Genomic DNA, 10,635 nt, shown 5'->3' with positions numbered 1-10,635 from the left:
TTAGAAATAACATTTTGTTGTCTAAATTCACAGTTAAAATATTTAAAATTTGATGAAAATAAATAGAAGAGATTTCTTATCTTTAACCACTTGTTGTTGTGGTGGGTTTTTATTAGCAGGATGCTCTACAGCTCCAATTACAGGAAGGTCTCAATTCACGGCTTTGCCCGAATCTATGATTAACAGCCAAGCTATTGGTGCTTATAAACAAGTTAAGGAAAAAGCTAAATTAATTACTGATAGTGATAAATTAAATCCGATTATTAATGTTGGTCAAAAGCTTGAAAAAGCAATTAGACATTATTTTAAAAGTAATAATTTAAAGGATCCAACACAGAACTATGACTGGGAATATATTTTAATTAATGATCCAAAAACATTAAACGCTTGGTGTATGCCTGGTGGTAAAATTGCCGTCTATAGTGGAATATTAGAAGTTACTAAAGATGAAAATGGCCTTGCAGCAGTTATGGGACATGAAATTGCGCACGCAGTAGCAAGACACTCTTTGGAGAGAGCAAGTGCAGCTCTTGCAATCAATATTGGAACTATGGCTGCTGATATTGCTTTAGGAGGAGCTATTTCAAGAACAAGAAATACTGTTGGACAAACAACAGGCATGGATATTGTTCAACTTGGTATTTTTAATCCATTTAGTCGTCATCAAGAATCTGAAGCAGATTATCTTGGAATTATTTTTGCAAATTTAGCTGGTTATGATCCTGCAGGTGCTGTTCAATTATGGGAACGTATGCAAGAAAAAATGAAAGGAAAAGAGCCTCCACAATTTTTAAGCACCCACCCTTCTTCAGGCACAAGAATAAATGATTTAAGATTGTGGATACCAAAAGTTAAAATTGAATATCCAAAAATTCAAAATCTCTAATATTTAGATATTTAAAAAATGAAATATATCTATTCACTTTTTTACTTTTCTATTTACTCACTTTTTATTCTATTTATTTTAATTACTATTTTTAAAAAGATGAATTTAGTTAATGAAAAAAATCTATTAGTTAGATGCTTTGAGTACAATAAAAATGATAATTCTAACGCTAAACTATTTACGGTATTCGTTATATTTGTTGTTTTTTGGGCTGTGATTTTTCAATTACAATAAATGGTGAGCCCGACAAGATTTGAACTTGTGACCCATTCCTTAAAAGGGAATTGCTCTACCAACTGAGCTACGGGCCCATTAATGCAAGGTTTTATATAGTTTAATCCGTTCTTTAAAGCAATTTTTTAATTAACTTCATTGAACAATTCGAAGTGTTTTTTGTAGAATTCTTCAAATTTATTTTCTTTTATTGCCTGTCTAATTTTCTTCATTAAGTCCTGATAAAAAGCAATATTATGCCAAGTCAAAAGCATGGAGCCAAGTATCTCATTAGAATTTACTAAATGGTTTAAATAATTTTTAGAATAAGAATTTGAAGCAGGACAATCTATTGATTTGTCTAAAGGATCTTCATCTTTTGCATACTTTGCGTTTCTAATATTAACTCTTCCATTCCAAGTAAATGCAAGCCCTGTCCTTCCAGATCTTGTTGGTAAAACACAATCAAACATATCAATCCCTCTTTTGACTGCTCCTAGGATATCTTGTGGCATTCCAACCCCCATTAAATAATGAGGTTTATCTTTAGGTAATAAATCTTGAACAGCTTCAACAGCCTCAAACATTTCAGACTGGTTTTCACCAACAGCAAGTCCTCCCAACGCATAACCATCAAAGCCAATATCTATTAATTTTTTTAAACATTCTTTTCTAAGATCTGGAAAAATTCCACCCTGAGTTATTCCAAATAGCCATTTGGACTCTTGTTTGCCAAATTTCTTTTTGCATCGCTCAGCCCATCTCAGAGATAAATCCATAGATTTTTTAATTTTATCTTTCTCAGCTGAATACTTAGGACATTCATCAAACACCATAACAATGTCAGAGTTTAAATCTAATTGAACTTGTATGCTTTCTTCTGGTGTTAAGAAAAACTTTTTACCATCTATATGCGAGCTAAACTCAACCCCATCTTCAGTTACTTTTGAAATTTTTGATAAAGACATCACCTGAAAACCACCGGAGTCTGTAAGTATTGGCATAGGACAATTCATAAAATTATGGAGTCCACCTGCTTGTTTTATACGCTCAACTCCAGGCCTTAACATTAAATGATAAGTATTTCCTAAAATAATTTGCGATCCGCAGTTTTTAACTTGATCAATATACATAGCTTTAACAGTTCCTGCTGTTCCAACAGGCATAAAAGCTGGTGTATCGATATCTCCTCTAGGAGTTTTAATTTTTCCTAAGCGAGCACCATGGCTTTCATTTAATAAATTAAATGAAATAGATTTCATTATTACTTTTTATTTTGACGATCGAAGACTTATAATAATGTCCGGATTTTCAACCACTCCAGATCCTGGAGCCCCTTTTTTAATTTTATCAACAAATTCCATTCCGCTAATAACTCTACCGAAGGCAGTATAATTTCTATCTAAATGAGGATGAGAGTCAAAACAGATAAAAAATTGACTATTAGCACTGTCAGGACTTTGTGATCTTGCCATCGACAAAACTCCTCGTTGATGGGGAATATTATTAAATTCAGCTTTTAAATCTGGAAGATCCGATCCACCGGTGCCAACCATCTGAGCATTAAAATCTAATTTTGTATTTCCAAATTTAACATCACCAGTTTGAGCCATAAAACCGTCAATGACTCTGTGAAAAGCAACGCCATCATATTTTTCTGAATTTGCTAGTGATTTTATTCTTTTTACGTGATTAGGTGCAATCTCATCGAATAATTCAATTTTAACTTCACCGTATTTTAATTTCATTATCATAATAGATCTTTCTTTAGATTTAATATTAGTTGAAAAAGAAAATAGAAATAAAGTTAAAAATATTAGAACTTTTTTAAACATTATTTAAATTTAGTTTTCAAAGCTTTGATAACAATGTTTGGAACAAATTGCATCAAATCTCCTTTTAAATTTGCAATTTCTTTAACGAAATTTGATGAAATAATTTGATTTTCAATATCTGCCATCAAAAAAACTGTTTCGAGATTCTTATTTAATTTATGATTCATACCCGCTAACTGAAATTCATATTCAAAGTCAGAAACAACTCTTAAACCTCTAAAAATAATATTTGCTGAAATTTTTTTGCAATAACTTGTAGTAAGACCTGAAAACGATACTACTTTTATTTTTTTTCTAATATCGGCAGGAAATGAAGCGATTACTTTTTTAACTAAAGAAACTCTTTCTAAAGATGAAAAAATTGTCTTTTTCTTATTAATAGAAGGTATTCCAATATAAAGATAATCAACAATACTTGCTGCTCGTTTAATAATATCAATATGTCCAAAAGTTATTGGATCAAATGTGCCAGGATATAAACCAATTCTTTTCATTTTTTAATGGTCGGGGCAGCAAGATTCGAACTTGCGACCCTTTGGTCCCAAACCAAATGCGCTACCAGACTGCGCTATGCCCCGAAACTGTGCTGTTATACAACTTAATTAATTTATTTAAAAGAAATACTAATTAAAAAAACTATCAAATTCGTCAGTAATACTTTACTTTTTTAATATGAGACTCGTATAATATTTTAAACAATACTCATGAATAGATTATTATTAAAACACGTTGGCGCTTTAGAAAATTACGGAACTTTAAAAAATTTCACACATAAATGTATTTATAAAAATCAAACATGTGGAGATAAAGTGACAATGTATCTAAAAATTAATAATAAAATTATAAAAAAAATATCTTATAAAACAGAATCTTGTCTAATCTGTCAGGCTTCTTGCAGCATTTTCTCTGATTGCATTAAAAATAAAAGTTTAAATTATTCAATGACTTTTACTAAAGAATTTATCAATTCCATCTTTAAAAAAAGATTGTCACTTAATGGAAAATGGAAAAAATTTAAATTTTTATTAAATAACAATTATTTTAATAGAAAAGGCTGTATCTTAGTGCCCTTTAATGCTTTAATGAAATTAAAATAAATAATGAAAAAAAATATTTTTTATTTAATTATTATCTCCATGATTTTTTTTACAAAAAATATCAATGCAAGTGATAATCGCACATTATACGATTTTTATTTTAATGATGTGGATGGAAAGAAACACCTCCTTTCTCAACATAAAAATAAAGTTGTTCTGTTAGTTAATGTTGCAAGTCAATGCGGTTTTACTAAACAATATGCTGACCTACAAACTTTATGGGACAAATATAAAAGTAAAAATTTTGTAATCATTGGAGTACCTTCCAATGATTTTGGAAATCAAGAACCTGGTACCAATGCTGAGATTAAGAATTTTTGTGAGACTAATTTTAATATAAATTTTCCAATCATGGAAAAAGTAGTGGTTAAGGGCAAAAATGCTCACCCTGTTTATTTATGGGCTAGGGAAAGTTATGGAAGCGCAGCTGAACCAAAATGGAATTTTCATAAAATATTAATTGATAAAAAAGGTAAAATTAAAGATACTTTTATCTCCACAACAAATCCGCAAAGTGAAAAAGTTGTTAAAAAAATTGAAGAGTTAATTAGTAATTAATTTATTTAACGGAATGTTTTTGACTGCCTAATTGGTCAATCGTAAGAGTTACAACATCCCCTGGTTTTAAATAAGTAGCTGGTTTCATACTATCGCCAACCCCTGGCGGTGTTCCTGTTGTAATAATATCTCCTGGCATCAAGGTCATAAACTCACTTGCATAGGATGTTAAAAAATTCATTTTATGAATCATTTTTGAAGTATTTCCTGTTTGCATTCTTTTGCCATTTACATCTAGGCTCATATTTAAATTGTATAAATCTTTAATCTCATCTTTGGTAACAATGTAAGGACCTATAGGACCAAAAGTGTCCGATGACTTACCTTTAATCCACTGACCACTACGATTTTTTTGCCATTCTCTCTCGCTAAAATCACAAACTAAACAATAGCCAAAAATATAACTTTCAGCTTCCGCTAATGAAATATTTTTTCCTTTTTTACCTATCACAAAAGCTATTTCTACTTCCCAATCAGTTTTTTTTGAGTTTTTAGGAATAATGACATCGTCATTCGGTCCACTAACGCACGTAGTCGCTTTTGAAAAAATAATTGGCTCTTTTGGTGGTTCTAAATTTTGTTCTAATGCATGATCTAGAAAATTTAATCCTATTCCTAAAAATTTTGATGGATTAGAAACACAAGCCCCTATCCTTAAATTACTGTCGAGTTGAGGAAGTTTAGAAATATCAATTTTTTTTACTGCATTAATTAGATGATCACCTATTGTTGTTTGATCAATATCTTTAATAACCGAAGATAAATCTCTTATTACATTATTATGCAGTATTGCCGGCTTTTCAGATCCTATATTTCCAACTCTTAAAAATTTCATAATTTTAGTGGCGGTCCCTAGGGGAATCGAACCCCTCTTTCATGGATGAAAACCACGTGTCCTAACCGATAGACGAAGGGACCTTGAAAGTAAAGTTATTTAGATTGTTTAATTATAATAATCAACAATTATATAATTAACTATATTAATCTCTTTATTTGTTAATGGGTTAAAGAAATATCTTCAATAATGAATTCAATAACTCTTTGTTTGTTCCAATCATTACAACTCAGCCTACCAGCTATATGAAATTTATGATTTTTAAAATTTTTAAGATAATCAATTACTTTTTCTTTATTGTTTTTAAAACAAATTCCATTCAAATAAATACCGCTACTATTTTTAAATAAAACTTTTAGCAAAAAATCATTTTCAAAATTTATTTTTATTAAAGATAAATTTTCAACAATAAATTTTGGTTCAGTATTTCCTGATCCAAAAGGTCCTAATTTATTAACTTCCTCATAAGTTTTTTCATTAACAGCATTGGCTGATAGAATACTATCAATCTCAATAAAATTATTTTGAATAAAATTTGGTTTTGCTGACTTATATTTAGATATTAAAAAACTTTTTAGTTCGTTAATTTTATTTTCTTCTATACTAAAACCAGCGGCCATTTTATGGCCTCCACCTTTTATAACAATACCATTTTGTTTAGCTGCTAAAATAGCAAGACCAATATCAAAGCCAAAAATTGATCGACAAGAGCCTTTTGCGATAGTCTTATTAGATGAAATGACAATGGTTGGTTTAATAAATCTTTCTTTAATTCTACTTGCAATAATACCAATCAAACCTTCATGCCAAAACTTATTAGCTACAACAATAATTTCATTAGCGTTCTCTTTTTCTGCTAATAAATAAGCTTCGTTTAGAATATCTTCTTCAATTGTTTTTCGTTTTTTATTTAGTGAATCTAAAGTGGTTGCTATTTCATAACTTTTTTTTGGATCATCTGATGTAAGTAGATTTGCTCCAAGATCAGACTGCCCTATTCTACCTCCAGCATTAATTCTTGGACCTAATAAAAATCCTATATGATAAGTATTTGGAGCTTCTTTTATATCAGAAACATCGATCAGAGTTTTAATTCCCAAATTTTTTCTCTTTTTAAGAATTTGAATCCCCTGATAAACGAATGCGCGATTTAAATCTATTAAAGGTACAACATCACAAATTGTTCCTAAAGCAACTAGATCTAAATAATCATATAAATCGGGTTCATTCATATTTTTATCTTTGTAAAAATTACTCTCTCTAAGTGAACGATTTAGAGCCACAATAAATAAAAAAGAAACTCCTGCTGCGCATAAGTAACCTAAGTTAGATTTGTCATCTAGTTGGTTTGGATTGATTAAAGCTTTACATTTTGGAAGTTTAATTTCTGCTTGATGATGATCAATAACTAAAACTTCTATATGATTTTGATTTGCATACTCTAAAGCTTCAAATGATGTCGTTCCACAATCAACTGTTATTAAAAATTCTCCTTTTTTATCTAAAATATTTTTTAAAGAATTAACGGATGGTCCATAACCATCAATTTGACGATCTGGAATGTAGATGAAAAAATTTGAATATATATTTTTTAAAAAATTAACAATAATCGCAGTAGCAGATGCTCCATCGACATCATAATCTCCTAAAACGCAAATTCTCTTATTTTGTTTAATAGCTTTAACCAAAACTTCAATTCCAAGATCCATATCCTTTAGGATGCTTGGATTTGGCATAAATTCTTTTATCTTTGGATTTAAATAAGACTGGCAATTTTCAGTTCTAATTTTACGGATCGATAAAAGTTTTGATAAAAAAATATCAATTCCTAATTTTTGAGAAATTTCTAATGCTAAATTTTCACTATAATTGGATAAAATCCATTCTTTACCAGTTACCGACTGGTATTTCATATTTTAAATTTATTTATAATTTTTTTATTAAGATTAGATCCATGGTGGAGAACATATGTTTCCGATTGATAAAAACCATTATCTAAAACCTTAATACCTTGAAGTAAATCACCACCTGTGACACCTGTTGCGCAGAATAAAACATCATCTTTTACAATTTCATTAATTTTATATTTTTTTTTTAAATCTTTTATTCCTAATTTTTTAGCCTTATCAATTTCATGTTGATTGCTTAAAACTAATCTTGCCTGAAATTGTCCTCCTAAGCATTTAATTGCCGCTGCAGCAAGAACGCCTTCTGGTGCTCCTCCAATGCCTAAATAAATATCAACATTAAAATCTTCGATTCCTGCATAAATTGCACCAGCAACATCACCATCTGAAATAAACTTAATTTTAGTTCCAAGTTGTTTGGCGTCATTAACTATATGATCATGTCTTTCTCTTTCTAAAAGACAAATGGTTAACTTATCAGGTGTTGTATTTTTAAAATCAGCTAGATTTTTAAGATTTTTAGTTATTCCAAAATCAAGATCAATGACACCTTCTTTAATATTTTTTCCAACAGCAATTTTTTCCATATAAGTATCCGGTGCATGCAATAAATTATCTTTTTTGGATACAGCAAGAACCGACATTGCATTTGGTAAATTTTTAGCAGTTAAATTTGTGCCCTCTAATGGATCAACGGCTATATCTAATTCCTCACCTACTCCTGTTCCTACCAATTCATTGATATATAACATCGGCGCTTCGTCCATCTCTCCTTCGCCTATGACAATTCTACCTCTCATTGGAATGTTATTAAGAAAAAATCTCATCTTATCAACTGCCGCTTGGTCAGCTGCAATTTTATCTCCTTTACCTTTTAACAATGATGATGCGTAGGCGGCTTCGCTAGTAGTTTTTACAAATAAATCTACAAAACCATCGTTGATAATCATAATTTCTTTTCATTTCTAATTCTGATCATCGTGATTTTTTTGCTAATAAACTTTTCTTTAGAAATTTTATTTAAAGCTAATTTCATATTCTTCTCTATAGCGTTGTGCGTAATAATGACTAAGTTAGCATATTTAGGATTACTCAAAGGCTGTTGTAATATGCTTTGAATTGAAATCTTATATTTAGATAAAATTGATGTAATTTTAGATAAAACTCCTGGTTTATCTTTAACAACAATTCTTAAATAAAATTTACAAATATGACTATCAAAATCAAACATTTTAAATTCTTTTGCATCAGAGAAATTAAAACCAAATGGTAAAGTTACATTTCCTTTAAGAATTGAATTTAAATCTGAAATAATAGAAGAAGTAGTTGGACCTTTTCCAGCCCCGAGACCTTGATAAACTATTTTACCAACAGGATTTCCCTCGACCATAATAGCATTATTGGCTCCATTTATTTTCGCAAGATCAGAATCTTTAGAAATTAAACAAGGATGAACTCGTTGTTTGATTTTATTATCAATAATTTCAGAAATACCTAATAATTTAATTTTGTATTTAAACTTGTGAGCATACTCAACATCCTCTAGATCAATTTGCTCAATTCCTTCAGTCAAAAAACTCTTATTAATTATTTTAGTTTTAAAACAAAGCGCACTTAATATTGATATTTTCGACTTAACATCATCACCATTAAGATCAAATTTTGGATTTGCTTCCGCATAACCAAGTTTTTGGGCATTCGTTAAAATTTCTTTGAAACTTTTTTTTGTTTTTTCGATTTCAGTTAAAATAAAATTTGTTGTTCCATTTAATATTCCGTAAATATGAAATAATTTATTACCTACTAAACTTTCTTTTATAGACTTAATAATAGGTATTCCACCACCGACAGATGCTTCAAATAATAAATTTACTGAATTCCTTTCTGCAATCTTTGCAAGTTCATTTCCATGTTTGAATATTAAAGCTTTATTTGCTGTGATAAAATGTTTGTTATTTTGTAATGCTGCAAATGCTAATTTTTTTGCAATTCCATCTGCTCCACCAATTAATTCAATAATAATATCAACATCTTCCTTATTAACTAAAGACAATGGATTCTTAACCCACATTCCTTTTGGGATACTAAATCCTCTTTTCTTATTAATTGCTTTAGCTGAAATATATTTTATTTGATAAGTAGAATTTGTATTAGTTTCAATCGCACGTTTGTTCTTAATTAAATGTCTGTAAACTTCTGATCCAATATTCCCAAGTCCAACAATTGCAATATTATAATGCTGTTTATAATTCATTATTCTAATCCTAAAGTTTCTTTTAAACCTAATCTTATATTCATATTCTGAACTGCCTGCCCTGCAGCGCCCTTAACTAAATTATCAATAGAGCTTACAATAATTAATTGATTTTTATATCTTCCAGAAAAAACATTAATGTTGCAATGATTTGTATTATTAACATTATTTGTATTCACAAACTTTCCATACGGCAAAACTTTCACAAAATTACTATTTTTATAAAATTTACTCAAATATTGATGAACTTTCTTTACACTAATATTTTTTTTAAGATCAGCATAGATCGTTGTTAATATACCTCTAAAAGTTGGAATTAAATGAGGAGTAAATTCAATTTTTAACTGACCTGAAACTTTTCCAAAAAATTTTAAACCATTATCTATTTCTGGCATATGCCTGTGGTGACCTACACCATAGACTGCTATATTTTTGTTAATATTAGGATAAAGTTTTTTATCTGCAGTTTTTTTTCCAGCTCCAGAATAGCCTGATTTAGAATCTACAATAATTTTTGAAGTTTTAATTATTTTATTTAGTAATAAAGGGACTAATGCAAGCTGAACTGATGTTGGATAACATCCTGGACAGGAAATTATATTACTTTCTTCAATTTTATTTTTGGCAAATTCAGAAAGTCCATAAACAGAATATTTTTGTTTTTCAGCCGCATAATGTTTTAGGCCGTACCATTTTTCATAAACTTTAGGGTCTGAAAATCTAAAATCTGCTGATAAATCAATTAAAATATGATGAGGTGAAATATTATTAGATAATAATTGCGCCTCTCCATGAGGAAGTGCGGAAAAAATTATGTCCACATCATTAAGATCAGCTTTATTAATGTCAGAAATTAAAGGTAATTTTTTTTTAATCTTATTTTTTAAAAAAGAATTAATCGATTTTCCAATAGATCCTCTGGAACATAAATATTTAAGATTAATAAATTTATGACTACTTAATATTTTAATAAGCTCTAAGCCAACAAAACCTGAGGCTCCATTAATTAAAACATTATATTTGCTGGACATGCTCTGTATTTATAAGAAG

11 protein-coding genes and 3 tRNA genes are annotated in these 10,635 nt (G+C 29.2%); 3 read left to right on the top strand and 11 right to left on the bottom strand.

From position 1 onward, the window contains the following. Positions 1-52: 52 nt before the first annotated feature. Complete coding sequence (locus AC8IGH_RS00590; protein WP_507418772.1) at positions 53-886, top strand: M48 family metallopeptidase; 834 nt, start codon at positions 53-55, stop codon at positions 884-886. A 235-nt stretch (positions 887-1,121) separates the two neighbouring features. Here the strand turns inward: AC8IGH_RS00590 and AC8IGH_RS00585 are convergent. The 5 genes from AC8IGH_RS00585 to AC8IGH_RS00565 all read right to left on the bottom strand — a co-directional run bounded on the left by AC8IGH_RS00585 (position 1,122) and on the right by AC8IGH_RS00565 (position 3,512). Next, a tRNA-Lys gene (locus AC8IGH_RS00585) sits at positions 1,122-1,197 on the bottom strand. 48 nt (positions 1,198-1,245) lie between these two features. Continuing rightward, positions 1,246-2,361 (bottom strand): tRNA guanosine(34) transglycosylase Tgt, encoded by a 1,116-nt coding sequence (tgt, locus tag AC8IGH_RS00580; RefSeq protein WP_507418771.1) that lies wholly within the window; start codon positions 2,359-2,361, stop codon positions 1,246-1,248. A gap of 9 nt (positions 2,362-2,370) precedes the next feature. Beyond that, entirely contained in the window at positions 2,371-2,934 is a 564-nt protein-coding gene (locus AC8IGH_RS00575) for a peptidylprolyl isomerase (RefSeq protein ID WP_507418770.1), read from the bottom strand. Continuing rightward, entirely contained in the window at positions 2,934-3,428 is a 495-nt protein-coding gene (gene coaD / locus AC8IGH_RS00570; RefSeq protein WP_507418769.1) for a pantetheine-phosphate adenylyltransferase, read from the bottom strand. The genes AC8IGH_RS00575 and coaD overlap by 1 nt, the downstream gene beginning before the upstream one ends. A 7-nt stretch (positions 3,429-3,435) precedes the next feature. Further along, a tRNA-Pro gene (locus AC8IGH_RS00565) sits at positions 3,436-3,512 on the bottom strand. Between the two features lie 126 nt (positions 3,513-3,638). On the opposite strand from AC8IGH_RS00565, the gene AC8IGH_RS00560 reads away from it, so the two are divergent. Then, on the top strand, positions 3,639-4,031 hold the full coding sequence (locus AC8IGH_RS00560; protein WP_507418768.1) for an iron-sulfur cluster assembly scaffold protein: 393 nt from the start codon (positions 3,639-3,641) through the stop codon (positions 4,029-4,031). Positions 4,032-4,034: 3 nt separating this feature from the next. After that, the gene (locus AC8IGH_RS00555; protein WP_507418767.1) at positions 4,035-4,589 is read left to right on the top strand and encodes a glutathione peroxidase; all 555 of its coding nucleotides are present in this window, start codon (positions 4,035-4,037) and stop codon (positions 4,587-4,589) included. 1 nt (position 4,590) lies between these two features. Here AC8IGH_RS00555 and AC8IGH_RS00550 read toward each other — a convergent pair whose 3' ends face one another. From AC8IGH_RS00550 to argC, 6 genes are all read right to left on the bottom strand, one after another. After that, complete coding sequence (locus AC8IGH_RS00550) at positions 4,591-5,424, bottom strand: fumarylacetoacetate hydrolase family protein (protein ID WP_507418766.1); 834 nt, start codon at positions 5,422-5,424, stop codon at positions 4,591-4,593. 8 nt (positions 5,425-5,432) lie between these two features. Beyond that, positions 5,433-5,507, bottom strand: a tRNA-Glu gene (locus AC8IGH_RS00545). 78 nt (positions 5,508-5,585) lie between these two features. Further along, positions 5,586-7,337: a single-stranded-DNA-specific exonuclease RecJ gene (recJ, locus tag AC8IGH_RS00540; RefSeq protein ID WP_507418765.1), complete on the bottom strand. Its 1,752-nt coding sequence runs from the start codon at positions 7,335-7,337 to the stop codon at positions 5,586-5,588. Continuing rightward, positions 7,334-8,281, bottom strand: coding sequence for a class II fructose-bisphosphatase (glpX, locus tag AC8IGH_RS00535; protein WP_507418764.1), 948 nt, complete (start codon positions 8,279-8,281; stop codon positions 7,334-7,336). The genes recJ and glpX overlap by 4 nt, the downstream gene beginning before the upstream one ends. After that, the gene (locus AC8IGH_RS00530) at positions 8,278-9,585 is read right to left on the bottom strand and encodes a homoserine dehydrogenase (protein WP_507418763.1); all 1,308 of its coding nucleotides are present in this window, start codon (positions 9,583-9,585) and stop codon (positions 8,278-8,280) included. Before AC8IGH_RS00530 ends, glpX begins: the two co-directional genes overlap by 4 nt. Next, entirely contained in the window at positions 9,585-10,616 is a 1,032-nt protein-coding gene (gene argC, locus AC8IGH_RS00525) for an N-acetyl-gamma-glutamyl-phosphate reductase (protein ID WP_507418762.1), read from the bottom strand. The genes AC8IGH_RS00530 and argC overlap by 1 nt, the downstream gene beginning before the upstream one ends. Positions 10,617-10,635: the final 19 nt, after the last annotated feature.

This window comes from Candidatus Allofontibacter sp. (assembly GCF_038145245.1).
Lineage (GTDB): Bacteria > Pseudomonadota > Alphaproteobacteria > Pelagibacterales > Pelagibacteraceae > Fontibacterium.
This window is presented reverse-complemented; position numbering and strand designations above follow the sequence as displayed.